Annotated in this window: 27 protein-coding genes; 7 read left to right on the top strand and 20 right to left on the bottom strand. The window is 49.8% G+C overall.

Annotation, left to right across the window (positions count from 1 at the left end; genetic code table 11):
* Positions 1-36: 36 nt before the first annotated feature.
* From CPY98_RS11920 to focA, 3 genes are all read right to left on the bottom strand, one after another.
* A complete protein-coding gene (locus tag CPY98_RS11920) occupies positions 37-621 on the bottom strand; it encodes a fasciclin domain-containing protein (RefSeq protein WP_025797035.1) in 585 nt (194 codons plus the stop codon).
* Positions 622-719: 98 nt separating this feature from the next.
* Positions 720-1,445, bottom strand: a complete 726-nt coding sequence (locus CPY98_RS11915) for a hypothetical protein (RefSeq protein ID WP_096387850.1) — start codon at positions 1,443-1,445, stop codon at positions 720-722.
* A gap of 188 nt (positions 1,446-1,633) precedes the next feature.
* Positions 1,634-2,491, bottom strand: a complete 858-nt coding sequence (gene focA, locus CPY98_RS11910) for a formate transporter FocA (RefSeq protein WP_043493574.1) — start codon at positions 2,489-2,491, stop codon at positions 1,634-1,636.
* Positions 2,492-2,777: 286 nt separating this feature from the next.
* On the opposite strand from focA, the gene CPY98_RS11905 reads away from it, so the two are divergent.
* Positions 2,778-4,790, top strand: a complete 2,013-nt coding sequence (locus CPY98_RS11905; protein ID WP_096387848.1) for a sigma 54-interacting transcriptional regulator — start codon at positions 2,778-2,780, stop codon at positions 4,788-4,790.
* Between the two features lie 66 nt (positions 4,791-4,856).
* On the opposite strand, the gene CPY98_RS11900 is transcribed toward CPY98_RS11905, so the two are convergent.
* The 12 genes from CPY98_RS11900 to rluE form a co-directional block, all read right to left on the bottom strand.
* Positions 4,857-5,297 (bottom strand): formate hydrogenlyase maturation HycH family protein, encoded by a 441-nt coding sequence (locus CPY98_RS11900; RefSeq protein ID WP_096387846.1) that lies wholly within the window; start codon positions 5,295-5,297, stop codon positions 4,857-4,859.
* Positions 5,297-6,073, bottom strand: coding sequence for an NADH-quinone oxidoreductase subunit B family protein (locus CPY98_RS11895; protein ID WP_043493569.1), 777 nt, complete (start codon positions 6,071-6,073; stop codon positions 5,297-5,299). Before CPY98_RS11895 ends, CPY98_RS11900 begins: the two co-directional genes overlap by 1 nt.
* On the bottom strand, positions 6,070-6,621 hold the full coding sequence (hyfH, locus tag CPY98_RS11890) for a hydrogenase 4 subunit H (RefSeq protein ID WP_025797025.1): 552 nt from the start codon (positions 6,619-6,621) through the stop codon (positions 6,070-6,072). The genes CPY98_RS11895 and hyfH overlap by 4 nt, the downstream gene beginning before the upstream one ends.
* 10 nt (positions 6,622-6,631) lie before the next feature.
* Positions 6,632-8,419: a hydrogenase large subunit gene (locus CPY98_RS11885; protein WP_172863845.1), complete on the bottom strand. Its 1,788-nt coding sequence runs from the start codon at positions 8,417-8,419 to the stop codon at positions 6,632-6,634.
* Positions 8,373-9,959, bottom strand: a complete 1,587-nt coding sequence (locus tag CPY98_RS11880; protein ID WP_096387842.1) for a hydrogenase 4 subunit F — start codon at positions 9,957-9,959, stop codon at positions 8,373-8,375. The genes CPY98_RS11885 and CPY98_RS11880 overlap by 47 nt, the downstream gene beginning before the upstream one ends.
* A gap of 4 nt (positions 9,960-9,963) precedes the next feature.
* Complete coding sequence (gene hyfE, locus CPY98_RS11875; RefSeq protein WP_025797022.1) at positions 9,964-10,614, bottom strand: hydrogenase 4 membrane subunit; 651 nt, start codon at positions 10,612-10,614, stop codon at positions 9,964-9,966.
* 11 nt (positions 10,615-10,625) lie between these two features.
* Positions 10,626-12,065, bottom strand: a complete 1,440-nt coding sequence (locus CPY98_RS11870; RefSeq protein ID WP_043493856.1) for a hydrogenase 4 subunit D — start codon at positions 12,063-12,065, stop codon at positions 10,626-10,628.
* A 15-nt stretch (positions 12,066-12,080) separates the two neighbouring features.
* Positions 12,081-13,031, bottom strand: a complete 951-nt coding sequence (locus CPY98_RS11865; protein WP_096387840.1) for a respiratory chain complex I subunit 1 family protein — start codon at positions 13,029-13,031, stop codon at positions 12,081-12,083.
* Between the two features lie 10 nt (positions 13,032-13,041).
* Positions 13,042-15,057, bottom strand: coding sequence for a hydrogenase 4 subunit B (gene hyfB / locus CPY98_RS11860; RefSeq protein WP_096387838.1), 2,016 nt, complete (start codon positions 15,055-15,057; stop codon positions 13,042-13,044).
* 1 nt (position 15,058) lies between these two features.
* A complete protein-coding gene (locus CPY98_RS11855; RefSeq protein WP_096387836.1) occupies positions 15,059-15,679 on the bottom strand; it encodes a 4Fe-4S dicluster domain-containing protein in 621 nt (206 codons plus the stop codon).
* A gap of 279 nt (positions 15,680-15,958) precedes the next feature.
* A complete protein-coding gene (locus tag CPY98_RS11850) occupies positions 15,959-16,411 on the bottom strand; it encodes an NUDIX hydrolase (protein ID WP_096387834.1) in 453 nt (150 codons plus the stop codon).
* 72 nt (positions 16,412-16,483) lie between these two features.
* A complete protein-coding gene (rluE, locus tag CPY98_RS11845) occupies positions 16,484-17,110 on the bottom strand; it encodes a 23S rRNA pseudouridine(2457) synthase RluE (protein ID WP_096387832.1) in 627 nt (208 codons plus the stop codon).
* A gap of 241 nt (positions 17,111-17,351) precedes the next feature.
* On the opposite strand from rluE, the gene icd reads away from it, so the two are divergent.
* Positions 17,352-18,605, top strand: a complete 1,254-nt coding sequence (icd, locus tag CPY98_RS11840; protein WP_025797012.1) for an NADP-dependent isocitrate dehydrogenase — start codon at positions 17,352-17,354, stop codon at positions 18,603-18,605.
* 111 nt (positions 18,606-18,716) lie between these two features.
* On the opposite strand, the gene CPY98_RS11835 is transcribed toward icd, so the two are convergent.
* From CPY98_RS11835 to CPY98_RS11815, 5 genes are all read right to left on the bottom strand, one after another.
* Positions 18,717-19,850: a phage integrase Arm DNA-binding domain-containing protein gene (locus tag CPY98_RS11835; protein ID WP_096387830.1), complete on the bottom strand. Its 1,134-nt coding sequence runs from the start codon at positions 19,848-19,850 to the stop codon at positions 18,717-18,719.
* Complete coding sequence (locus CPY98_RS11830) at positions 19,825-20,076, bottom strand: excisionase (RefSeq protein ID WP_096387828.1); 252 nt, start codon at positions 20,074-20,076, stop codon at positions 19,825-19,827. The genes CPY98_RS11835 and CPY98_RS11830 overlap by 26 nt, the downstream gene beginning before the upstream one ends.
* Positions 20,077-20,147: 71 nt before the next feature.
* Positions 20,148-20,756: a 3'-5' exonuclease gene (locus CPY98_RS11825; protein WP_096387826.1), complete on the bottom strand. Its 609-nt coding sequence runs from the start codon at positions 20,754-20,756 to the stop codon at positions 20,148-20,150.
* Positions 20,749-21,093: a hypothetical protein gene (locus CPY98_RS11820; RefSeq protein ID WP_096387824.1), complete on the bottom strand. Its 345-nt coding sequence runs from the start codon at positions 21,091-21,093 to the stop codon at positions 20,749-20,751. The genes CPY98_RS11825 and CPY98_RS11820 overlap by 8 nt, the downstream gene beginning before the upstream one ends.
* A gap of 365 nt (positions 21,094-21,458) precedes the next feature.
* The gene (locus tag CPY98_RS11815; RefSeq protein ID WP_096387822.1) at positions 21,459-22,112 is read right to left on the bottom strand and encodes a LexA family transcriptional regulator; all 654 of its coding nucleotides are present in this window, start codon (positions 22,110-22,112) and stop codon (positions 21,459-21,461) included.
* 109 nt (positions 22,113-22,221) lie between these two features.
* Between CPY98_RS11815 and CPY98_RS11810 the strand changes: the two genes are divergently transcribed.
* From CPY98_RS11810 to CPY98_RS11790, 5 genes are all read left to right on the top strand, one after another.
* On the top strand, positions 22,222-22,434 hold the full coding sequence (locus CPY98_RS11810; RefSeq protein ID WP_096387820.1) for a helix-turn-helix transcriptional regulator: 213 nt from the start codon (positions 22,222-22,224) through the stop codon (positions 22,432-22,434).
* Between the two features lie 39 nt (positions 22,435-22,473).
* Positions 22,474-23,007 carry a YmfL family putative regulatory protein gene (locus CPY98_RS11805; RefSeq protein WP_096387818.1) on the top strand — a complete coding sequence of 178 codons (534 nt, stop codon included), beginning with the start codon at positions 22,474-22,476 and terminating at the stop codon, positions 23,005-23,007.
* 180 nt (positions 23,008-23,187) lie between these two features.
* A complete protein-coding gene (locus CPY98_RS11800) occupies positions 23,188-23,367 on the top strand; it encodes a DUF4222 domain-containing protein (protein WP_072308768.1) in 180 nt (59 codons plus the stop codon).
* Complete coding sequence (locus CPY98_RS11795; protein ID WP_096387816.1) at positions 23,364-24,230, top strand: conserved phage C-terminal domain-containing protein; 867 nt, start codon at positions 23,364-23,366, stop codon at positions 24,228-24,230. Before CPY98_RS11800 ends, CPY98_RS11795 begins: the two co-directional genes overlap by 4 nt.
* 2 nt (positions 24,231-24,232) lie before the next feature.
* Positions 24,233-24,505 (top strand): PerC family transcriptional regulator, encoded by a 273-nt coding sequence (locus CPY98_RS11790; RefSeq protein WP_130992435.1) that lies wholly within the window; start codon positions 24,233-24,235, stop codon positions 24,503-24,505.
* Position 24,506 lies beyond the last annotated feature (1 nt).

The raw sequence follows: 24,506 nt of genomic DNA, 5'->3' as shown, positions 1-24,506 counted from the left end.
ATCTACAGAAATCACCTGCAGCAAGTATAGACGGCTTTATTTAGGAAGGAGCACCTTGTCAATGACATCGATGACGCCATTTTTCTGATGAACATCATACGTGCTGATATTAGCGACGCCGCCGTTCGCATCTTTAATCTGAATATTGTGCGGGCCGTTTTGTAATAGCCAGATATCTTGCCCGTTCACCGTTTTAAGCATGGCTTTGCCATTACCTTGATGGATTTTTTTCTCCAGTGCTTTCATATCCAGAGAACCGGGAACCACATGATATGTGAGTACAGACACCAGTTTGGCTTTGTTTTCCGGCTTTAACAGGGTATCTACTGTACCTGCGGGGAGCGCGGCAAATGCTTCATTGGTTGGCGCAAAGACGGTGTAAGGGCCTTTCCCCTGCAGGGTATCGACTAAACCGGCGGCTTTGACTGCCGCAACCAAGGTGGTGTGATCTTTAGAGTTCACTGCGTTTTCGACGATATTTTTTTGTGGATACATTGTTGCACCACCGACCATGGTAGTACCACCAGACATCATGGAGGCTTCAGACATGTTTTGTGCAAATGCAGAAGCGCCACACACCAGCAGAGATGAGCAAAGTAAGGTACGGGTAAACATATTCATGATGCGTTCCTTATGAGTAGGGGAAAAGTCAGGCTCTGTGCCTCACATACTCATATACGGACGGGCAGGTGGATTGGATGCAGAAAAATGAAAATATTTTAGCTTTTCTTTCGATCCCACTCGCCATCATCAAATGCTTCATCTGGAGTCGCCCCATGACGCAGTAAACGACAAATGGCACCGTAAGATTTATTTGGCATCAAACTTTCATAGGCATCGCGAATGGAACGGTAGCTATTTCCATGAACGCAGATGCCATTTTCGGTGCCAGTGCAGCGGTTGTGTACGATCAATGATTCAGAGAGAATCAGCCGATAGGTGGAAATCTCCCGCCAGGAAAAATCAATAATGTCATAGGGATGAATGCCTGCGGCGGCAGAGCGCCAACGAATGTAATAGGGCTGTTCTTCATCGTAGAGGTAAACACACTGCAGCTTTTTCGCCCCCCGCATCTTGAGATGATTAAAGAGGTCAAAGCTATTCTTCTTCGACCACTGATAAAGGTCGCGAACGCTCCAGTTATTCACGCGAAATACGCGTCCCGCTTGTAGATGGTTTTGATTTCTGTTCGTGGGTCGGTCAAAAGTGTGGTAGCGGTAGATATGCCATGCTTTTGTTGCTTGGCTGAGTAATCTTTCAAGATGATGAGAATGGTCTCCGCTTGTGGGAAGGTTTACGCCAGTGTGCATCTGATATAACGTTTGTAAATGTGCCAAGAAGCAGGTTTTTTTCGGTTTGCCGTAACGTTCAAAATACGCGATAAAACAGACCGAAAGGTCCTCTATCGTGTCATGTTGAATAAGATTAACCTGCTTCTTTGGCATATAAAATGCGCCTATTTATCTTGGTATATTGGCAGTTAAAAATGATATTTTTAAATCGTCAAATCTGACGAATTCAAATAAAACTCATCGGTTCAGATATTACGCGTAACTTTTTTTTCATGTCTATCACAATGGCAGTGCGCCATTATGATAATGAGTGATTCATATCGTCATTAATGACGATGATATTACCGTTCATTTTTAGGATGCCGTAAGTAAATCATCCAATAGGTAATGCCCACTAATACGCCACCGCCGATAATATTACCAATAGTAACGGGGATAAGATTGTCTGTAATAAAATTATTTACGGTCAGAGCAGAAAACCGATCCGGGGTGGTATTCAGTGTTTGCCAGAATATATCGGGTGAAAAATTGCGAATAACGATCGCCAGTGGGATAAGAAACATATTGGCAATGCTGTGCTCAAAACCGCTGGCGACGAACATGCCGATAGGTAATAAGAGGGCGGCAATTTTGTCGACCAAAGTACGCCCAGAGTAACTGAGCCATACGGCAAGGCAAACCATTAGGTTGCACAATATGCCGAGGCATACCGCTTCAATAAACGTATGATGCATTTTGTGATCGGCGGTCTGTAAAACGTTGAGCCCCCACTGGGCGTTGCTATTCATCGCTTGACCTGCGAACCAGATAAGCGCAACCAGCAGCATAGCGCCGACAAAATTTCCGATGTACACAATGATCCAGTTGGTTATTAATTGACGCCAGTTGATGAGCCCACTGGCCTTAGCCATCACGGTAAGCACCGAAGAAGTAAAGAGATCGGCGCCACAAACGACAACCAGAATCAGTCCTAAGGCAAAGCATAACCCGCCCGCCAGCTTGGTGACTCCTGTTGCGGGCGCAGGGCCCATTGTCACGGTGATGTAGAAGACAAAGGCGAGGGAAATAAATACGCCAGCGGTTAATGCGAGAAAGAATGAGAGCTCTTTCTTTTTCGTTGCTTTATATAATCCTGCTTGTTCAGCGACTTTTGCCATTTCATCCGGCAAGCGTAAATCAAATGGATTGCCTGTGCTCATAGCTAACTCCTGTCATATCATCTGATATAAAAAAGGAACGAATTGAAAGTGTGATTCTATATTCACGTTAAAACATGCACGTTGCGTACCAAAAAACTTTATGGCGAATGTGGAATAACTATCGAGATCACAAAAATTGATTATTAAAGATGACGCGGATATATGCGGATGATAGACAATAAAAAATATCCTGTTCTGATCAAAGAATAATGTGTCACTTGTTATATTAATTTAAAAACGTATTACACTGGGGGTTCAATAATCAGAATGATAACGTTGCGATATTATGAAGCCGAGCGAAACGAGTATTCTTACTAGCGTTGTTACTCCGCAAAATTTACCGTGGCAGGAGGTTGTCTCTCTGGTTACGCAGCAGTTGCTTGGCCAAACCGACAGCATTTCTGCGCTCAAAGCATTTATCCCTCTACCGCCCCCCTTTAGCCCTGTGCAATTTATCGAACTTCATCTCAACGACGGTGTTTATTATCGCTGTTTTGATGACGGCAGCGTTGAGCGCTCGGCAACGGCTTTTTCGGGGAGTGTGAGCGACACCAATTTGCACGTGGTCAAGCTTGCGGGCAGTACGCTGGTTGAGCTCAGATTTGTGCGTAATGACGGAGGGCTGTTTAGCGCTGACGATAAAGTGCTTTTTTCTTGGCTCGCGCGGTTAGTCACCCCGGTTATTGAAGGCCTACTGGAGCAAGAACGCCTGCGGGAAGAGTGCGTGAATTTAAGCCATGAACGCGATCAGTGTCAGATTTTGGTGGATACCACCAATTCTGTGCTATCACATCTTGAAACGGATGCGCTGGTGGCAGAAGTGTCGAAAGAGATCCATCGTTTTTTTGGCATTGCATCGATTGGCATGGCGTTACGCGACGCCGGTAAGCAGCAAAGTTTGGTGGTATACGCCAGTGACTATTTGCCTCATCAATCTGTTACATGCCGCCAATTTTCTCTTGAGCTGGATGGCAGCATAGTGGCGCGTTCACTGCATGAGAATCAATCTATTCTGGTGCAAACCCATAAGCATTTAGCCGATTGGAGACAAGATCCATTGCTTCAGACATTGGCTCAAAAAGGCATGCAGGCGGCATTTTTTCTGCCGTTATCGTTTAACCACAAGCCTCTTGGCGTTCTGATTTTAGCACACCCCGATCCCGCTATTTTTACCCGCGATAGCTGCCAGCTTTTGGCTCAGATCGCGGCCCGTATCGGCATTGCGGTGGAAAACGCCGACGCTTATGGGCAGATCACCCGCAGTAAAGATAGTCTGGCGCATGAAAATATCTGGCTCAATGAACAGATCCAAAATAGCGACGGGTTCAGCGATATTATTTACCAAAGCCAAGCGATGAGTGATGTGGTTGAGCAAATGGAAATGGTCGCTGAAAGCGATAGCACCGTATTAATTTTGGGGGAAACGGGAACCGGCAAAGAGATGGTGGCTCGCGCCATTCATAAGCTTAGCGCCAGACATAATAACCCCATGATAAAAATGAACTGTGCGGCGGTGCCTTCCAGTCTGCTGGAGAGCGATTTGTTTGGCCATGATAAAGGGGCATTTACCGGTGCTACCAATACCCATCTTGGGCGCTTCGAAATGGCCGAGGGCGGAACGTTATTTTTAGATGAGATCGGCGATATGCCGCTTGAACTGCAACCTAAACTGCTGCGAGTTTTACAAGAGCGGGAGATTGAGCGTTTAGGGGGAAATCGCGTAATTCCTGTTAACGTACGTGTGATTGCAGCGACCAACCGTGATTTGCAACACATGGCGGCTGAACGTGAGTTTCGTGGCGATCTTTATTACCGGCTAAATGTCTTTCCGATTTTGTTGCCTCCGTTGCGTGAAAGGCCAGACGACATTCCCTTATTGGCTAAATTTTTCACTCAAAAACTGGCTCGCCGCATGAATCGTGATATTGACAGTATTCCCGCCGAAGCCTTGGAACATTTGAGCCGATATCCTTGGCCAGGCAACGTACGTGAGCTGGAAAACGTAATTGAAAGGGCGGTGATTTTGACCCGTCGCGGGCCGCTTAATTTGCAGCTTAATGATTTGCGCATCCCTGCAACCAAAAGCCATGTGGCAGACAAAATCTCTAAAATGGCGCAGATCCTGCAAACCAAAGCACCAGAAAATGATGAAGAAGAAAGAGAGCGTATTGTTCAGGTGCTGCGTGAAACTAACGGCATTGTGGCGGGGCCACGCGGTGCGGCGGTTAAACTGGGCATCAAACGCACCACGTTGCTCTCGCGGATGCAGCGTTTAGGCATTTCTGCCCGCGAAGTGTAAATTTGGAGATCGCTAATAATGTATTGTTTGGGAAGCACATTGCTGTGCTTCCTATTCATTTTGCGCTCAGGCAGTTAGGTGTTGGCCGGTGTTTTTTTTCACCATCAGATAGATGGCGGGCTCGCGAACTATCTCGGTTAACAAGCGGATTAAGGTTGAACTCCATTCGGCAAAAGGTGTTGCTGCTGACTCACATAGCGGCGCAAACGCGTTGGCGAGCATTTGAGTGTGCGTAATATCAATCGTTATCTCGCCAAAAGTCAGTAGTCCACGCATTTTGCGCTGTGCATCACCCTCAGGTAAGAGTGAAATCCAGTTCTGGTAAGCTTCTAAAGAGCAGGTCAGCTCGGTATTCAGACAGTCAATCACGCCCACGTGATGACCAATCGCCAAGGAGTAATACATCACCTGCTGTGCCTGTTCGGGAACATCGCCGCTATCAAGAAATTTTTGCCGCAGTGACCAAAAGACCACATTGTTCTTATTTGGTTTTTCCTCTCCAGTCATTACCGACCTCCCGTTGCCAGCAGGCTTTGTAGCCGATGCACGATTTCGTTTAGACGTGGATCGTCAGCACTTTGTAACCATTGTGCAATATTGCCTGCCACGGTGTTGGCATCGCCATTTTGTAGTAGCCCGAGGAAATGATCGCTGATCTCGCGTCCTTGCCGATAACCTGCCAAACGCCGTGCCTCACGCTCGACAAGGATTCTGAGTTCAGGCAGCGTTTGTGGCAGCAATAACGAGGCTTTCTCATTCGCTTGCTGCTGGTGGTTAACGCCTTTAAGTTTTTGATCGAGCAGGCCGAGTGCGACGGCAAAACCGTAAATTGTTGCGGCAGGTGTTGGCGGGCAACCGGGGATCCAAACATCAATCGGAACAATCGTATCGCTGCCGCCCCATACGCAATACAGATCGTGGAAAATACCTCCACCGCAGCCGCAGGCACCGTAAGAAATACAGATTTTAGGATCGGGCGCTGCTTCATAAGCACGTAATGCCGGAACGCGCATCGCCCGCGTGACCGCACCGGTAAACAGAAGAATGTCGGCATGGCGCGGTGAGGGAACCACTTTGATACCAAAACGCTCGGCGTCAAACAGGGGAGTGATCGCAGCGAATATTTCTATTTCGCATCCGTTGCAGCCGCCGCAGTCGACGCGATAGACATAGGCTGAACGTTTAATATCCCTGAGCAGAGTTTGTTTGAGCGCCGTTGCCGACTCATCCAATTGAATGGGTTTACTGGCTGTGTGACCTATCTGACTCGGTGTGTGGCTCATTGATTTTTCTCCCCAACGTGATAGCTCAGGTTCTGATGCTCATGATGGCTTAGGTCATCTCTACGTCGGCAGCGAGGGCAGGTTTCAAACTTGGGGCGCATTTCCTCAACGCTGGCGGCATCGACGCCAGACTGGATCAGCAGCGCCATGGCATATTCCACCGATTTCACCGGCGTAAAAGGACGATGACAGCTGCGGCAGCTCTGGAGTTGAAACGTTGCCTTTACGTATAAATCGGGCTTGCGGGTGACCGCCATTTCAAACTCAGGTGACAGCACAATCGCTCGCGTTGGGCATACTTCTTCACATCGTCCACAGAAAATACAGCGACCAATAAACAATTGCCAAATGCGCTCGCCGCTCTGGAGATGCGTTTCCATCGTTAATGCGTTAGCAGGGCAGGCGACGGTGCAGGCTCCACAGGCGATGCATTGTTCGGGATCGTATTCTGGTTTGCCACGAAAGCCGGGACAAACGTCCAGCGGCTTGAACGGATATTTCACCGTTGGCTCACCGGCCTTGAGGATGGTCTTAAACAGTTTCAGCATTGTTTACCCCTCATTTCAGCGGTGAATGGTTACGTTCAACGCTATAGCGTTCAATTTCCCGATAGGAGACGGTTTTGGATTTTTTCTTACGTACGTCAACTAGGGTTACCCGATCGGTACAGGAGTAGCAGGGGTCAAGGCTGCCAATAATAAGCGGTGCATCGGAAATGGTGTTTCCGCGCAGCATGTAACGTAACACCGGCCAGTTGGCGTAGGTTGCTGCGCGACAGCGCCAGCGGAACAATTTTTGGTTGTCGCCCAGCATGCTCCAATGCACGTCTTCACCGCGTGGTGCCTCGGCATAACCCAGAGCAAATTTGTGTGGTTGGTAGGTAAAGCCCTCGACCAGCAGATTGCCTTCGGGCAGGTTATCTAAACCGTATTCGATCATGGCTAAAGAATCGAAAACCTCCTTCACGCGTACCATCACGCGCGAGAACACATCGCCGCCGTCGAAGGTAAATAACGTTTTAGGTAGGTTGCCGTAATCGGCATACGGATGGTCGAAACGCATGTCCCGTTTGAAACCGCTGCCGCGGATCAGTGGCCCAACGGGGCTGAAATCACGCGCGATTTTACGATCTAAAATACCTACGCCCTGTGTGCGCTGCTCAATGTTCGGCGTATTCATCAGCATATCGACTAGCTGAGTGACGTCATCGCGCATCTCGTGCACTAATTGCAGGGTTTTCATCTGCTGGGCTTTGAGAATGTCACGACGAATGCCGCCAATGAGATTTAAGCCGTAGGTTTTGCGTGCACCGGTGAGCAGCTCAGCCATCATCATGGATTTCTCACGTACGCGGAAAAACTGCATGAATCCGGTATCAAAGCCGACAAAGTGGCTCGATAGGCCGAGGTTAAGTAGGTGGCTGTGCAGACGTTCGACTTCTAATAAAATACTGCGAATGGTATGGGCTCGAGGCGGAACCACGATACCGAGCGCATTTTCAACCGAGGTCGTGTAGGCCACGCTGTGGGTGAAGCCACAAATTCCACATACCCGATCTGAGAGGAAGGTGACTTCGTTGTAACCCATGCGGGTTTCAGCCAGCTTTTCCATCCCGCGGTGCACGTAGAAAAGCCGATAGTCAGCATCGATAATCTGCTCGCCGTCGACAAACAAGCGGAAATGTCCAGGTTCATCCGAGGTAATGTGCATCGGGCCAATCGGCACAATACGGTTATCTTTGCCGCCGAGTTCATTGATGAATTCATAGGTTTCGGCATCGGTGGTCGGCATTGGGCGTTGGCGATAATCCATCGCATCTTTGCGCAACGGATACATGCCGTCAGGCCAGTCATCAGGTAGCACTAAGCGCCGCTCATCGGGCAAACCCACCGGTATCAAACCGTACATATCGCGGATTTCACGCTCACCCCATACCGCAGCCGGAACACGAGGGGTGACCGAAGGGAATTCCAGCGTGGTCGCGCTGACCAAGGCTTTCACCGTGACCCAACACTTCTCGCCTTCCTCCATCGACAGCACGTAATAAACCGCAAAATAACCATTTAGGGAACGTTCATCGTTGCCAAATAACACCGGCAGCCAGCCGCCGAGCTGATAGTACAGATATTCCACAATCTCTGGCAGTTCGTTGGTTTTCACCGTAACGGTGAGCTGATCGGCGGTTTGCCACTCTTCGTCCAGTACGCCGTTGGGAAATTTTTCGCGCAGTTTTTTTAAATAACCCGCACCGCGCTTTTCACCCTGTTGATTGCTATTCACCACATTTAGGTAGCTCACATTACTTCTCCATGCAGGATGTTGATGCGCATTGCGCGGACGGCACATGTTGTGCTGCGACCCACGGCCAGTTGAAGGTCGGGGCCTGCGTTGATGATGGATTCATGACGATGGTGGCGGCGTTTTCCAGTAGACGCGTTACCGGTTGGGGAATGTGTGTCCCCATGACCAGCATCAGCACGATCAGGATCGCCATCGGTAAGGTGGTGAACAGCCCCAGCTCGCCTTTGCTGACGGCTTCGGGGGCGTCGCCAAACAGAATGCACGCCACCATGCGAACTAAGCCACCGAGTACGATGGTCAGCAGCAGCAAGATAAACACGGTGAGCCAAACATGCCCCGCCGCCAAACCGGCAACAACGGTCATAAACTCACTGATAAAGACGTTAAATGGAGGCATACCTCCGAGCGCTAATGTGCCTCCCGCGAAGAGTACGGCACTGAACGGCATGATTTTGAGCATGCCTTTCACCGCATGTAGATCGCGCGTGCCGTATTTCAATAACACGTTGCCAGAACCGCAGAACAGCAGGGTTTTGGCGAGGCTATGATTAAGCGTGTGCAGCAAGGCCGCCAGCACCCCTAGCGGGCCACCGATGCCGATAGCGACCGCAATCAGCCCCATGTTTTCGACGCTGGAGTAGGCCAGTAGGCGCTTGATGTCGCGCTGAACCAGAATAAAGAACGCAGCAACGGCCACAGACAGCAAGCCAAATACGATCAGTAATCGGCTTGGGAAAACGGGTCCGATAGCGGCGCTGATAATGATGTAGTAACGGATGATAACGAGCAGCGCGCAGTTCAGCAGCACCGCAGAAAGCAGGGCGCTGGTGGGGCTGGGCGCTTCGCTATGGGCATCCGGTAACCACGCATGCATAGGAAATAGCCCGGTTTTGGTTCCGAAGCCAATCAGGATAAATACAAAGGCTAAATGCATCAGCGTTGGGTCTAGTTCGCTCGCATGCTTAAGGACTTCCGTCCAGAAAATAGCGTTGTTGGCATCGGGCATAAAGCTGGCCGCATTGGCATAAACCAAAATGGTGCCAAACAGGCCGAAGGCGACGCCGACGGTACAAATGATGATGTATTTCCATGCGGCTTCCAGCGACGATCGCTGGCCGTAAATTCCCACCAGAAACGCTGAACTTAAGGTAGTGGCTTCAATGGCGGCCCACATTAAGATGAGGTTGTTGCTGGTGACCACCAGTAGCATGGTGAAGAGAAACAGGTGGAAGAAACCATAGTAATTGCACAGCGTCGGGACGGAAATTTCTCCTTCGTCGACTTCATGGCGCATGTAGCCAATCGAGTAAATCCCGGTTAAAAAGCCAATCACGCCCAGAATTGCCAAGAATAGGGCGCTGAGACTGTCGATGTGCAGCCAGTGGTTAGCCGATAAGAGTTCGCCGTGTTCGGCGGTCATCGCGACCACCCACAGGGCGACGATTAACAGCGCGAGAATGCCAATGCTGTGTAGCGCCGTGACCACGATGCGGGCTGAATCACCCAGCAGGCGGCTGGCAAAGGTTAACAACGAGGCAATTAACGGCGTCGCCAGTAGGAGAAATAAAATCGATTCTTGATTCATCGCGTTACCCCTTCAGCGCCGTGAGTTGTTCAACGTCCAGCGTGTTGAGCGTGCGATAAATTTTGCGCGCTAGCACCGCCATCACGATCACGGCAAAAATGGCATCGGTGGCAATACCGATTTCAACTAACTCTGGTGCACGGAATGCCAGCAGTGCGAGAGTGAGGTGAGAGCCGTTTTCCATCAGGCAGTAGCCAAATACCTGTTTTAAAATATTGCGTTGGGTCACGATACACAGCAGCCCCAATAGGAAGTGCCCAAGAGAGACCGCCAGCGCGGGTTTTAGCGTTGCCAGTAACGGGAGTTGAACCGGTGCCACCACGAACCAACACAGCACAACGATAACGGCAGCAGACAGCATCAGCATCGACATACTGATAATGCTGCCATTGGCGCAGGGGTCTGACAGTTTGCGGAAGGCATAGCCCATAATGAGCGGCACCATCACCACTTTGGTGATGAAAGCGCTGATGGCCCAAAGGGCTAACTGATGAGCCTCAAGGGTTTGCGATAACGTGAAGAATATCAGCACCAGAACCAACGACTGCAAAGCATAGAGCCAGCAGGAAGCGGTAGGGCGTTTGGCTCCAATGACCAGCAGCGATGTGAGCATCATCAGCCCTGCTAGGTTATTAACGATTAATGATCCGGTCATAGTTGACTCCCTTATCCAAGCCAGGCAACGGCGATAAAACTTGAGAACACCGACATCGCGATCAGCACCACCAGCACGATACGCATAGCCAGAGGAACCGGTGCCGCTTGGGCGACCTCTTCGCTCGGCGTGCCGGGAATGACGCGACCGAACCAGTAAATAAACCATGCAAAGCTGGCGACAGACTCGATGAGTACCAACACCATTAATGGCGTCATGACCCAAAACTCATGTGAAAGCGCAAAACCTGCGGCGAAAATAGGGAATTTGCTAAAGAAGCCGTTAAACGGGGGGACGCCGGTAATGGCTAAGGCGGCCACGCAGAATCCGATGCCTAGCAGCGGCATTTTTTTCAGCACGCCCTTCAAACGCGGCAGCATTCGGGTGCCGCAGCTGTAGCTGAGTGCTCCGGCAATCAAGAAGAACAGGCTCTTGGCAAAAGCGTGGTTGAAGATGTAAGCCACACCGCCTTCAAAGGCCAGCTTAGAGCCGAATATCGATAGCGAGAGGGCGAGGAAAATATAAGAAAGCTGAGTGATGGTCGACCATGCTAACAGGCGTTTCATATCCTTTTGCGGCAGATACATCAGGAAGCCATAAATCAGCGTGATGGTGGCCATGACGATGCCTATCCAGCCGATAATATGCGGCACTTCTCCGGCAGAGAGGATGGCACGTGCAAAGATATAAACACCGACTTTAACCATTGATGCCGCATGTAAATAGGCACTGATAGGCGTTGGCGCTTCCATGGCATCAGGTAACCACGCCTGTAGCGGTAGCTGGGCCGATTTCCCCCATGCGGCAAACAAGATACCGCCGAACACGATATAGCTGGCGCTGCCGTGCAAATTGGCGAGAGCGCTGAGGGCAAACGTGCCGGTATTAAGGAACAGCGTGGCGGCAGCGAGATACAGACCAATCGAGGCCACATGAGTGATAAGCAGCGCTTTCATGGCGGAACGCTGAGATTTTGGCGTTTGGTAATAGCCAATCAATGCCCAGGAACAGCCGCCCGTGATTTCGAAAAACAGCAGTTGCCCCAGAATGGTGGATGAAAGAACCAGCCCAACCATGGCACCTATGAAGATCAGCAGAAATGCGTAATAGCGATTGCTCCCCTCATGCGGATGCTCTTTATTACCAACGGTGAGATAGCCGGTGGAATAAAGGCTGACCAAGAAGCCAAGAAACACGACAGCAAAAACGATAAGCGTGCTGATTCGGTCAATGGTAAAACCAAACAGCTCGACCGTGCCGTAGCTGAGCAGGGTATAGGTGACATCGGCTTTATCGTGCAGCCAATATTGCCAACCTAGAGCCAGCGTGCCTAAGGTTGGGATTAGGGCGAAGAATGTACATAGCCATTTAGCATAACGTTTGGGCGCGCAGGCGGTGATAAGTGCGCCGATAAACGGTAGCAAAAGGGTCGTTAGAGCGATATTTTCCATCATGGTGGTAGCTCCTTATAGACCGGTTAGGTAGAACACGAAGGCTAGCGCTGCGACGCCAAAGCCAAGCCATGTCACACGATGAGTCATCAGGAAGCGACCGCGAGCCAAACTGTTTTCCACCAGTGAGGCCAGCACGAATACCACCAGAAGTTTGATCAGCATGAGGATCAGTGCGAAGAAGAGCGCGGATGCGCTGAGCGTGGCGGCCTTGCCAAAGGGAATAAACACCGCCAAAAACAGTTCTGCGACCACGACCTGCTTAAGGCCGATTCCCCACTTCACCAAGGCCAGTCCCGAACCTGAATACTCGGTCAGCGGCCCTTCCTGCAATTCTTGTTCGGCTTCGGCGACGTCGAAGGGAATTTTTCCCATTTCGATAAAAGCGGTAAATCCACAGGCCAGCAGCGCCAAAAATGTTGCCGTTGGTGAGCTCCATCCTTGAGTTAAGGTGGCGCTAATAGTGCCAATGTTGGTCGATCCCGCGATAAGCGCTACGACTAAAAGAGCCAGAATCAACGTTGGTTCAACTAAGATCCCTAGGGTGAGTTCACGGCTGGCACCAATGCCGGCGAAAGTGCTGCCGGTATCCAAACCGGAAAGCGAGAAGAAAAAGCGGAATAGCGCGAAAAGATACAGCAGAGCGATTAAGTCACCCGCGCCGCCGAAGGGCGCAGTCTGTGTGAAGACGGGAAGAGACATCGCCACCAGCAGCATGCTGCCGAGCAAAACGTAGGGCATTAGGCGGAAGATAATACCGGATTGTGCTGGGCCGACTTCTTGGCGCTTAAACAGTTTGCTAAGGTCGCGATAATCCTGCCAAATCCCCGGCCCGCGCCGAGATTGCATTCTGGCGCGGATTTGACGTGAGATACCGGTCATCAGCGGAGTCATGGCTAATAGGATAATCGCTTGCACTAGCGCGAAGATCCCCATTGCCAGCGAGGGCGTTTCTTGCATCAACATGATTTTCTCCTCACACCGCAATAATCAAAAGTAGGATCACCAATGCGGCCACGATATAGAGGCAATACAGCCTGAAATCGCCGCCCTGCAAATTTTGAACGCGTAAACCAAAACGGCGCACGCCACGCACCAGTGGATAAATGATGCCTTCATCCCAAAACGGTTCTGCTCGCGCGGCTCCGCGTGTGGTGCTATCCAACGCGCGCGCTAAAAGTGGGGATGGATCAAGCTGTTTACGCAGTCGATAAAGCGACATAAACATCACGCGCAGTGGTTGCGTAAAACTGCCCGCGGAGGCGGACATGGCGTCTTCCCAGCCGTAGCCGCAGGCCCAAGGATCGCCATGGCGGCGAAATTTCTGCTGTTTTCCGCGCAATGCCAGATAAACCAGCAGCGGCAGCAGCGGTAAGGCGAGTAATAAGATGAACATAACCGCCGGGGAAAGCATCGCTTGGGATGCTTGCGCGGGAACCAATAGCAATCCTTCAGATACGGTGATGGGGTGAGTGTTGACGAGCGTTGTGGCTACGCTAGAGATGATGGGCGCAACGACGCTGGCACCTGCGCCAAGCAATATGCACAGTAACGCTAAAAGCAACATGGATAGCGTCATCGGCCAAGGCACTTCACGAGCCTGAGCGGCCCGCTCGCTGCGCGCACCACCGCAAAAGCTAATGCCGTAAACTTTAACGAAGCACATCGCTGCGAGTGCGCCGGTGATGGCTAGCATCACAATGGCAATTGGCGCACTTAGCCGCATGATGAAATCACCGGAATGACTCATTGAGAACAGCGATTGATAGGTGTACCACTCACTGATGAAGCCGTTGAGCGGGGGGAGTGCCGAAATGGACATACAACCGATGAGGAACGCGAGTCCTGTCCAAGGCATAAGCTTGCCGAGGCCGCCCATTTTTTCCATGTCGCGGGTATGCACACGATAAATAACCGCGCCCGCGCCGAGGAACAACAGCCCTTTAAATACGGCGTGATTCAACAGGTGATAGAGCGCACCGAGCAAGCCTAGCGCGGCGAGAACCGGATGCTGAGTGGCCATTCCAACCATGCCAACGCCCACGCCCATTAAAATAATGCCGATATTCTCAACCGTATGCCAGGCGAGGAGCCGTTTGATATCGTGCTCGGCAAGCGCATACAGCACGCCTAACACGGAAGATACGGCGCCAAATCCTAGCACCACGATCCCCCACCACAGTTCGGTGGCACCCAAAAGGTCGACACCGATCTTGATGATGCCGAAAATGCCAATTTTGACCATGACGCCAGACATTAACGCCGATGCGTGAGAAGGTGCCGCAGGGTGAGCACGAGGCAGCCAGCTATGTAACGGTAGCATCCCTGCCTTGGCACCAAAGCCAAAAAAGCCCAGCAGAAAAACGGCCGAGGCCAGCCCAGGAGAAAGAGAGAGGCTGCGGAAGGAGGCAAAATTGAGGCTGCCGCTTTGCTGCCACATCAAGAAGAACGCAATCATGATGAGCACGGAACCTGCGTGGGCAATAAAGAAATAGAGCAGGCCTGCGTGAATAGATTCGTCGTCCTGATCGGCGATAACCAAAAACCATGAAGCGAGCGACATCATCTCGAACAGAATGATGAAGTAAAAAGCATTGTCCATCACGACCAGCGCCACCATGGAGGCGATGAACAGGTTCATGAAGAACCCCATGCTCCACGCGCCGCGCCCGCGATACTCCTCGACATAAGAAAGCGAATAGAGCCCGCACAGGGTGACCAGCAACGAAATGACCAACACCATAAACGCCGCCAATGGGTCCATGCGAATCACTAACTCGGCAAAAGGGAAGGGGCCTGCGGCAGAAAATGTGAGCGTTGCGGTCTGTATCAATACGGGAAACGCGCTGCACAGTCCGATAATACCGCCAAGAATAGCGCTGATGCCGGTGGCCCAAATCGCGATACGCTCTTGCTTTGCGAAGAGTAGCGAGAGCACGGCGCCAATCACGTAGATACCAACAGACCAGAACAACAAGTGAAGAGAATCCATATTAGAGGTGCTCCTGCGGTGGGATGGCGAGCGCCAGAAGGTCAGACGCTAACTCAGAAGAGGCCTCCAAGCGGCGTTGCAACAGCTGCTGTGCGATCAGTTTTTCATCGACCAAGTGCAGCGCATCAGTAGGGCAAACTTGGATACAGGCGGGGCCAGACGGTGAGAAAGCACATAGATCACATTTGACGGCAATGCTGCGTACGCCTGCATTCCACGCTAGAAAGGGCTCCATCGTCGGCGAACTGACGGGCACATCGGCCAGTTCAGCCGCGCTGACGTGATATTGAAATTGGTCAGGAAGATCGAGAGAGTGACTGCCGAAAGGCGTAATCGCTCCGAAGGGACAGACCAGACCACATAGTTTGCAGCCGATGCACAGGCTTTCGTTTAGCTCAATGGCGTCGGTGCCTTGGCTGATGGCGTTAACAGGGCATACCCTTTTACACGGCGCGTCCTCACACTGTCTGCACAGGATGGGCGCCGTTTGGTCGCCAGTACGCGTCATCGCAAGGCGAGGGTGCTGTTGCAAACCCTGTTCCTTGTGCGTCTGGGCGCAGGCCGCCAGACAAGTATTACAGCCAATGCATCGCAAAGGTTCTGCAATCACAAAGCGATTCATGTTCGGTCCTCTGGTTCAGATCACAACGGTGACTAGCATGCTCAATGCATGAGCACGATCTGTGCCAAAGAGGAGCCTGGAAAATTTCTCTAATAAAAAGAATAGGTAACGTTTTTAGGGAGAATTAAATAAGGTGATTTGAGCGGGGGTCGTCATTTTTATGAGTTAAAAAAACGTCAATTGTGACGAATAAGAATATCAAAGGTAAAAAGTGTGATCGCAAGCACGCTGTGTCGAGAGGACAAGAAAAACCCCGCCGATGCGGGGCTTATAGCTTAATTAGCTTCTTTTTAGCTCACCGAAGGTGGCGAGAATTTCCAGCGGATACCGCTCAGGGCGTTGATAGCGCAGGATACTCTCGCGTACCAGCGGCGACCGCAGGCGGTCACTGTGGATAATTTCATCGGCGGTGAGCCACAGGCAACGATCGATGTCGTCATCGTGCGGCTGCGTTTCCGGCTGTTCGGGTAAATCAATCGAGAAGGTAAAACGCAAGAAAGGCGTATTGTCTGGTGCAACCCACTGATACATCTGCAAGAGGTGCTGAGGTTGGGCGTGTATGCCCGTCTCTTCCCATAGCTCACGCACCGCAGCATCTAGCAGGGTTTCGTCGGTCTCCAAATGACCCGCAGGCTGATTCCACGTTGGTTTTCCGTGTACGGTTTCTTCTACGATCAAAAAACGATCCTGAGACTGCACGACGCAGGCAACGGTCACATGAGGTTTTAGCATCAGATTTCCTTCTTCTATGAGTTAGCTATTCATAACTGATTAACCATTTCGTTATTTAGCCATGCTTTCTGGCTATGGATATTGGATTTCTTGCCAAGCGCCGAGGGCGAGATCTTGCAACGTAATATCTCCCATGCTGTAGCGGATCAGGCGCAGGGTGGGGAAACCAATATGCGCTGTCATTCGGCGTACCTGCCGGTTACGGCCTTCATAAAGCGTTACTTTCATCCATGTGGTAGGGATGGATTTACGTTCACGGATCGGCGGATTGCGCGGCCAGAGCCATTCTGGTTCCGCAACGATTTCAATCCCAGCAGGGAGTGTCATACCATCTTTTAGCTCAAGGCCACGGCGGAATTGCTCCAGAGCGGCTTCGTCTGGTGCACCTTCAACCTGAACATAGTAGACCTTACCTGTTTTTTGCCCAGGCTGAGTCAACTGAGCCTGAAGTTTGCCGTCGTTGGTTAGCACCAGCAGGCCTTCGCTGTCCCGATCGAGACGGCCAGCCGCGTAAACATCGGTCAACGGGATGAAATCTTTTAATGTAGAGCGTCCTGCTTCATCGGTGAACTGAGGCAAAACGTCGAAAGGTTTGTTGAATATGACCACTTTTCGTGGCCCACGTGGACGCTTCACAGCCGCATTAGGACGCGAGCTGAATCGGTTAACGTTGTGATTTTTAACAGGGAATTTTGGCATAGTGATTATGATAGCAGATGGTCACAACATTATAACTGAAATCGTATTCCGATTGGCGACGGACAATATTTCAAGTAATATTGACAGGTATCTTACAATGCATTAACAAAAGGCTGCATTTTTAAAAATTCATGCCTTTGCGAAATCAAGCAGTTACTGTACAAAAACGAATGACCCAGGTTAATGGGTAGTAATATTTATAAACGGTATTTTATAAGTACGTGCGCTGAAGGAGAGGTTAATGGAAAGCAAAGTTGTTGTTCCGGCTGAAGGTAAGAAAATTACGGTTGATGCTCAGGGGAAACTGGTTGTTCCGCATAACCCGGTGATTCCGTTCATTGAAGGTGACGGTATCGGTGTTGACGTGACTCCTGCGATGATCAAAGTCGTTGATGCAGCCGTTAACAAAGCCTACAAAGGCGAACGCAAAATTTCTTGGATGGAAATCTACACCGGCGAAAAATCGACTCAGGTCTACGGTAAAGACGTATGGCTGCCTGAAGAGACGCTGGACCTTATTCGTGACTACCGCGTGGCTATCAAAGGCCCACTGACCACCCCGGTTGGCGGCGGTATTCGTTCTCTTAACGTTGCACTGCGCCAACAGCTCGACCTCTACGTTTGTCTGCGCCCAGTCCGTTACTATCAGGGCACGCCAAGCCCGGTGAAACAGCCAGAGCTGACCGATATGGTGATCTTCCGTGAAAACTCAGAAGACATCTATGCCGGTATCGAATGGAAAGCAGACAGCGCTGAAGCTGATAAAGTGATCAAATTCCTGCGTGATGAAATGGGCGTGAAGAAAATTCGCTTCCCTGAACATTGCGGCATCGGTATCAAGCCTTGCTCGGAAGAGGGCACTAAGCGTTTGGTTCGCGCGGCGATTGAGTACGCGATCACCAACGACCGTGACTCTCTGACGCTGGTTCACAAAGGCAACATCATGAAGTTCACCGAAGGCGCATTCAAAGACTGGGGATACCAGTTGGCGCGTGAAGAATTCGGCGGCGAACTGATTGACGGTGGCCCATGGGTTAAAATCAAGAACCCTAAAACCGGCAAAGACATCATCGTTAAAGATGTGATCGCGGATGCGTTCCTGCAACAGATCCTGCTGCGTCCTGCTGAATATGACGTTATCGCCTGTATGAACCTGAACGGTGACTACATTTCTGATGCGCTGGCTGCACAGGTTGGTGGTATCGGTATTGCACCGGGCGCTAACATCGGTGATGAATGCGCTCTGTTTGAAGCGACTCATGGCACCGCACCTAAGTATGCGGGTCAGGATAAAGTAAACCCTGGTTCTATTATCTTGTCCGCTGAAATGATGCTGCGTCACATGGAATGGTTCGAAGCGGCTGATTTAATTGTTAAAGGCATGGAAGGCGCGATCGCTGCCAAGACCGTGACCTATGACTTCGAACGTCAGTTAGAAGGCGCTAAACTGCTGAAATGTTCAGAGTTTGGTGACGCGATTATTAAGCACATGTAATAGCGTAAATGTAAACGGGGCTGTTAGAGCCCCGTTATTTTTTGTTAACGAGAAATCTTCCCCAAAACTCCACCAAAATTCTTCCCCAAAACCCTCCTGTGATTGGCTCTTTTATATAGCAACAACCATCCAATCTTTCCCCCGATCGTCGTTGTACTTATCTGTCATTTTTTTAGATTTATGCCCAAGTAGTTTTTGCGTATCGACTCCTTGCTCTCGATACAGTCGTTCCGATAACGATCTTTGTTCGTGAAAGGTTGGTGCTGTCTTTTCTTCCCAACTGATACCGCAATTGTTGCGTGATTTCTTAAAAGTCGTTGTCAGCGAACTTACAGATACATTTCCGCCGCGTGTGGCTTGAGATGTTGAATGCCTAAAATGAACCAAATACTTACTGACAACGGCATCGCGGCATACCGCAATTACATCTCTAAGGCTCATATCAATCGCGTTGCATCTGAGGCTCAGTGGGATCGCCAATCTCATGCCTGTCTTTTCTTGGGTTACATGCAACATGTCATCCCAAATATCCGAAAACTTCATCGCGCATATATCTCCGATCCTTTGGCCGGTGACTAATGCTAATAGCATCCCGCTCTTGAGATAGGCTGGGTGGTGATCTGCTTGTGTGAAAATCGCCTGCCACTCCACAAGAGATAATCTCTGTCGTGAGATTTTGTTGTGGGGCTGTCGGGTTGCTTGTGCAGGGTTGTAGCCTGGAGGCACGTGCCCAGCGTGCTGGGCCTCTTTGAATATATCAATCAGAACCATTCGAACGACCTGAGCCATACGGCTGTGTCCATCGGCCTTTACTGGATCGACAATCTCTGAGATATCGAGAGTAGTAATGCTTTTTAAATACTGCATACCACAGTGTTCACGGAACAGACGGACGGGTTTTATTTTCTGCTTGTATGTATTGGGTCTTAATTCCTCGTTTTTAATTCGTTCTTCCTGAATGGTTATATATTTATCAAGCCACTCAGAAACAGTAATGGATTCTCTCGAGCCTTTTAACTGCGCAATTTTGTCATTAATGGACAGGATTTGCCTTGTACGCTGCTCAGCAATAATTACGTTTGCTTCACTAGCGACCTGTTTGGCCTCATCTTCATCGCACCCTAAGCTGTGAAATTTACCGGTGATAGGATGCTTATATTGCCAGTAGACCTTTCCATTACGCTTATCTAATTTCCTATACAGATTCGGTATAGTGATCTTATGCGAGCGTGGACGAGCAGCCATCTGAAATAATCCTTTTTAGCATTGGATTTGCCGTCTTTGAGAGTACAGGTGTTACCAGCATGCCCACATATCGAGCATTGCGGTCAACCATCCACTCTCGACCAATTTTCTGAGCAGGTGGGACGATCATCTGCCCCTTGGCATATTTTTTTAAGATTCTTTCGCTAGGGGCGAGGTCGCCAAATTCCTCTTTTGCCCACTCCAGCAATGGAAGCATTCGCGCCATAGTCATTCCTCGATAGCCAGCCCAATAGCACAGTATGAGCTGGCGGGTAGTTTGGGTACTAATAATCAGTTTTAATGGGATGCCATGTTGCCAGAGTAGGCTATGACCATTTGCTCAGCATCATTCATTGCATCATGCAGTGCATGATGCTTAATAATCTGAAAACATGGCTGGTGGTCCACGATGTAACCTTTTTGGCTGCCAGTTAGCGCATCGATATACGTGCGGACGTCTCGCTTGCCGTTGTATTTCCAAGGGCAGGTCAAACCGCATTGGCGATAAGCATGTTCCAAAATGGAGCCATCAAAATCAGTACCACGAAAATATATCCGGGCATCATTATGCTGAGCGATCCAGCTGGATAAGTTCAGCAGCTGCGTGCTTAATGAATGGCGCTCACCGGCTAAAGCTTCATGAGCATCTTCCCCCTGAGTTTTCCACCAGAACTGATTATCTTTGCCAACAGAACGGCCAGACATAAGCTGATTAAACGTATCGACAAGTGCGTAAAAGGCATATGGAGAATACTCGGCTACATCTAGATCCCTGCTAACTTCAAGAATTGAACTGCGTGTCTTCTCGATGTTTGAGATATCAAAAGCGAAGGCCCCTATAGAAAGGATTAGAGCAGAAGGGCGCACATCCATAGTTTCAATGTCGATCACGATTGAGTTAGTCATTTATCTGCACCTGTGCTGGGAGTTCAAGGTTTGAAATGATCTCTATTACCGAGCTTAGCCTCATGGCCATTGCTGCAGCCTTTTTTGTTGGCGTAGGAAGCTCTTTCAAAATCCAGCTAAGGATTCTGTCTAGTAGTTCTATCTGTTGGCTCAAATCTACAAGCTCAGGCTTTCTTTCTGCATCCTTGGCTTGCAGACGCACTTCATACAACACGTCATATCGAGTAGTGACTTCACGCAATATTGCTGCGGCCTCCGGGTATTGCCCACTCACTAGCTTGGTGCCTGCATGCGCCTGCTTAACGAGTGTCTTTGCTGATAATTCGCTTAACTTCACGATTATTCCTCCACATTTTTTAGGTATGAGTATCTCCGGTGCGAATTAATTAAAATTCACACAAACAGATAGATTTAATTAATTACTCTCCACACATAGAAGGGCTCGGGGCTGAAGGTTTACAAATGTGAGGCCGAGCTCTTCTCTCTGTAGTTTGTAGCGCTCACAAAACCTCATTTATAAGGGTAAAGAACATAAGCTGAACATGATTTGTGTTTACGACATGAATGATATTCACAAAATGTGTTTATCATGTCAAACACAAAATGTGTTTATTTTGTGTGTTTAGCAAATATGAGGCAATTTGAAGGGAAGAAAGATGTGTAAAACCCCAAATCCTTATGAGGAAATTGAGGTTTTATGGGCTAAACCAGTCTCAGTTTTGTCTCGATCGCGACGCCGATAATTTTGCAATTCCCGTTGATTGGAATTAATGGGTATGAGGGATTAAGCCCTTTAAGGTATTTTTGGCCAGCATCGATGATAAGGCGTTTGAAGGTTGCTTCATTTGCATCAGTCAACTTAGCGACAACGAGACTATGGTTAATTGGTTCGCGCCCAGTATCGACCAGCACCAACGTGCCTTCGGGTATACTCAAGCCTGTGGGGGCAGTCATCGAGTCACCTTGAACACGAAGCCAGAAGCCTGTACCAGCAATCTTCGCGTCTGATTCAAACCACTCATCTATTTGGTCAATTGTGTAAGGTTCGCAGGCCTCTGCCCATGCGCCTGCACTTACCCAGCTAATTACTGGGTAGAGATTCCCTCTCTCATATGGCCTAGGATTTGAGACATTGCTAAATCCGGTATCTCCAAATAAGAGCTCAGCAGCACTAACGTCTAAGGCTTTAGCGATTATGACAGCATCATCAGCGCTGATACTACGAGTGCCTAGCTCATAATTGCCTATGCGTGATTGTGATTTCCATCCGCAAAGCTCTGCTAGAGCCTTTTGAGATAGACCCTTTCTTTCCCTCAAATTCTTGAGGCGTTTTGCGATTTCTTCATTTGTGTTCATAGAACTCTATTTATCACATAGCGTGTTAAATGGCTTTCCACGTTTTGTGTTTGCATGCTAAACACAAAACGTGTTTAATGACGGTATTCATACTCACGAAGGATTGACAATGAACAACATTGCATCAGAACGAAAAAAGCTGGGCGTTTCACAAACAACTTTTGCGGCTAAGTGTGGCTGGTCACAGTCTCGGGTGGCTAATTACGAATCAGGGATAAGAGCTCCAGATCTCGAATCGTGCCGAAAAATTGTAATGGCTTTTAACCAACTGGGCTGCGTGGTCACTTTAGACGGGTTGTTTCCACCTAAGAATCATAAGTAACCAGACCAAAAGTAAAACCACAAAAGAGAGACCAACGCTGTGGACAACAAAAACTTTCCAGCTCCGGCAGATATGACGGCAGCAATGCACAAGTTGATCACATCGACACCAGGCGGGTATGAAGCGATGGCGCAACAGCTTTCGCACAACGGTACCCATAACGCGCTGAGTAACCGCGTTCGCCAGATCGGTGGGCAAATGGTGCCGTTCGGGATGGCCATTCAGATGGAGGCATTTTCCGGCCGCACGGATATTACCGAAGCTATGTGCAAACGCGCTGGTGGAGTGTTCGTAAAACTGCCTGACATCGAGCAGGTTGGAAATGAAGAGCTGCTGCACAAGTTTAACGATCTGCTTGCGGCGCTGGGTGATTTTAGCCGAGCACATAACGAGTTCACCCATGATGGCGTGCTTGACCAAGAAGAAAGCAAACGCCTACGTGCTAAAGGGTATCGCGCACAGTCTTTGATAGCTGAGATTTGGGTGATTTCAGAAATGTTGTGGGGAGAGGGTGACGCCAAGAGTATGCAGCTCTTGGCGTCGGGTGCGAAACATTCTTGTGTGGAGAAATAATCGCGTGAGCAATTTAACAGTAAATACTCAGGTGCCGCAACTGCGTTGCTTACCAGCTACAAACGTCCGGCCACCAGCGCCGTTACGGTATGAACGAAGAATAGCAAACCGCTGGGTGCCATGTAACCACAGAAGGGCGGTGGCCATTGTGGGTGTTATAGCAAGAAAGCGGAGGGCGTCATGACACACGGGATTGCTTCTCTTGATCGCTTCTATCGCGACAGGAAAGGGACTGTTGTCCACGTTATCCGTTACGACCGGATTAACCAGAAAGTGATTTATCGCCGTCAGGGCTATGACTTTGAGTGTGCATCGCCGCTCATTCTCTTTCGCTCTCGTTTTGAAAGGATCGATGTATGAGCAACAAGTTATCAGGTTACGTCTGGGACGGTTGCGCAGCTGCGGGGTTAAAACTCTCAGAGGTGGCCATCATGGCTCGTCTGGCAGATTTCAGCAGTGACGAGGGCAAAAGCTGGCCCTCAGTGACCACCATTGCTCGCCAGATTGGCGCGGGTGAAAGCACCGTACGTACAGCGCTAGGTAAACTTGAGAGAGAAGGGTGGGTTAGCCGCCAACAACGCCGAGCAGGTAACCGGAACGCCAGCAATATTTACCAGCTTAATGTTGAGAAACTTCGGCTAGCTGCTCATGCGTCAGAATCTGACCCGTCAAAATCTGACGCCTCAAAATTTGACGGGTCAAAATCCGACGCGTCGAAATCCAGCAAAAAGGGCGGTTTTCACCCGTCAGAATCTGGGGGCGATCCATCAGTAACATCAACACCTGAACCATCAAGTATTAAAACCTTTTGTCAGCCTTCGGCCGACCCTGAGGTGGAAATTACCGATCAGGCCATTCAGGTACTCAAACACCTGAACCAAGTAACCGCATCTCGGTACCAGAATTGCAAATCGTCACTCGATAATATCCGTGGCCGACTGCGTGAAGGGTTCACCACTGACGAGCTGGTGTTGGTTGTGGATTTCAGTGTCGAGCGTTGGGCCAGCAATCCTGATTTTTCAGCGAACCTGAATCCGGTGACGCTGTTTCGCCCAGCAAAATTCCCCGCATATCTCAGTTCGGCGACCAAATGGGTGGCCGCTGGTCGACTGCCAAGATCTCAGTGGCCTACAGGCACGCAAGCAAAACAGCCAGCAAGCTACGTCAATATGGATTTCTCGAAGCAGGAATATTCAGCGCCAACCACTGGCTGGAGAACATGATCATGAAAATTAAAACCGTGCCAGTTATTCGTCGCCATCGCCCAGCACTGGTTCAACTTCATCAGGAAAGAGCTAGACGTTGCGAAGCATCAAAGCAGTGGCGCCGCGCTGAATATGAATGGTCCCGAGTCATTGAGAACTGTGGTACCGAAGAAGATATGGAACACGCAGTGAAATGCCGTAACCAGTGCTCAATTCATTGCCGTGCGACGTATGTAACAGCTGATCCGCGAATGGATTTTGAAACGGTTGTCAGCTTGGAGGTGCTGTCGTGAA

This window comes from Hafnia sp. CBA7124, from assembly GCF_002355555.1.
Classification (GTDB): Bacteria; Pseudomonadota; Gammaproteobacteria; order Enterobacterales; family Enterobacteriaceae; genus Hafnia; species Hafnia alvei.
This window is presented reverse-complemented; position numbering and strand designations above follow the sequence as displayed.

Excerpts from the sequence above, each read along its gene's own strand:
- CPY98_RS11920 (WP_025797035.1), bottom strand. The coding sequence starts at position 621 with ATGAATATGTTTACCCGTACCTTACTTTGCTCATCTCTGCTGGTGTGT.
- CPY98_RS11915 (WP_096387850.1), bottom strand. The coding sequence starts at position 1,445 with ATGCCAAAGAAGCAGGTTAATCTTATTCAACATGACACGATAGAGGAC.
- focA (WP_043493574.1), bottom strand. The coding sequence starts at position 2,491 with ATGAGCACAGGCAATCCATTTGATTTACGCTTGCCGGATGAAATGGCA.
- CPY98_RS11905 (WP_096387848.1), top strand. The coding sequence starts at position 2,778 with ATGAAGCCGAGCGAAACGAGTATTCTTACTAGCGTTGTTACTCCGCAA.
- CPY98_RS11900 (WP_096387846.1), bottom strand. The coding sequence starts at position 5,297 with ATGACTGGAGAGGAAAAACCAAATAAGAACAATGTGGTCTTTTGGTCA.
- CPY98_RS11895 (WP_043493569.1), bottom strand. The coding sequence starts at position 6,073 with ATGAGCCACACACCGAGTCAGATAGGTCACACAGCCAGTAAACCCATT.
- hyfH (WP_025797025.1), bottom strand. The coding sequence starts at position 6,621 with ATGCTGAAACTGTTTAAGACCATCCTCAAGGCCGGTGAGCCAACGGTG.
- CPY98_RS11885 (WP_172863845.1), bottom strand. The coding sequence starts at position 8,419 with ATGTGCCGTCCGCGCAATGCGCATCAACATCCTGCATGGAGAAGTAAT.
- CPY98_RS11880 (WP_096387842.1), bottom strand. The coding sequence starts at position 9,959 with ATGAATCAAGAATCGATTTTATTTCTCCTACTGGCGACGCCGTTAATT.
- hyfE (WP_025797022.1), bottom strand. The coding sequence starts at position 10,614 with ATGACCGGATCATTAATCGTTAATAACCTAGCAGGGCTGATGATGCTC.
- CPY98_RS11870 (WP_043493856.1), bottom strand. The coding sequence starts at position 12,065 with ATGGAAAATATCGCTCTAACGACCCTTTTGCTACCGTTTATCGGCGCA.
- CPY98_RS11865 (WP_096387840.1), bottom strand. The coding sequence starts at position 13,031 with ATGTTGATGCAAGAAACGCCCTCGCTGGCAATGGGGATCTTCGCGCTA.
- hyfB (WP_096387838.1), bottom strand. The coding sequence starts at position 15,057 with ATGGATTCTCTTCACTTGTTGTTCTGGTCTGTTGGTATCTACGTGATT.
- CPY98_RS11855 (WP_096387836.1), bottom strand. The coding sequence starts at position 15,679 with ATGAATCGCTTTGTGATTGCAGAACCTTTGCGATGCATTGGCTGTAAT.
- CPY98_RS11850 (WP_096387834.1), bottom strand. The coding sequence starts at position 16,411 with ATGCTAAAACCTCATGTGACCGTTGCCTGCGTCGTGCAGTCTCAGGAT.
- rluE (WP_096387832.1), bottom strand. The coding sequence starts at position 17,110 with ATGCCAAAATTCCCTGTTAAAAATCACAACGTTAACCGATTCAGCTCG.
- icd (WP_025797012.1), top strand. The coding sequence starts at position 17,352 with ATGGAAAGCAAAGTTGTTGTTCCGGCTGAAGGTAAGAAAATTACGGTT.
- CPY98_RS11835 (WP_096387830.1), bottom strand. The coding sequence starts at position 19,850 with ATGGCTGCTCGTCCACGCTCGCATAAGATCACTATACCGAATCTGTAT.
- CPY98_RS11830 (WP_096387828.1), bottom strand. The coding sequence starts at position 20,076 with ATGGCGCGAATGCTTCCATTGCTGGAGTGGGCAAAAGAGGAATTTGGC.
- CPY98_RS11825 (WP_096387826.1), bottom strand. The coding sequence starts at position 20,756 with ATGACTAACTCAATCGTGATCGACATTGAAACTATGGATGTGCGCCCT.
- CPY98_RS11815 (WP_096387822.1), bottom strand. The coding sequence starts at position 22,112 with ATGAACACAAATGAAGAAATCGCAAAACGCCTCAAGAATTTGAGGGAA.
- CPY98_RS11810 (WP_096387820.1), top strand. The coding sequence starts at position 22,222 with ATGAACAACATTGCATCAGAACGAAAAAAGCTGGGCGTTTCACAAACA.
- CPY98_RS11800 (WP_072308768.1), top strand. The coding sequence starts at position 23,188 with ATGACACACGGGATTGCTTCTCTTGATCGCTTCTATCGCGACAGGAAA.
- CPY98_RS11795 (WP_096387816.1), top strand. The coding sequence starts at position 23,364 with ATGAGCAACAAGTTATCAGGTTACGTCTGGGACGGTTGCGCAGCTGCG.
- CPY98_RS11790 (WP_130992435.1), top strand. The coding sequence starts at position 24,233 with ATGAAAATTAAAACCGTGCCAGTTATTCGTCGCCATCGCCCAGCACTG.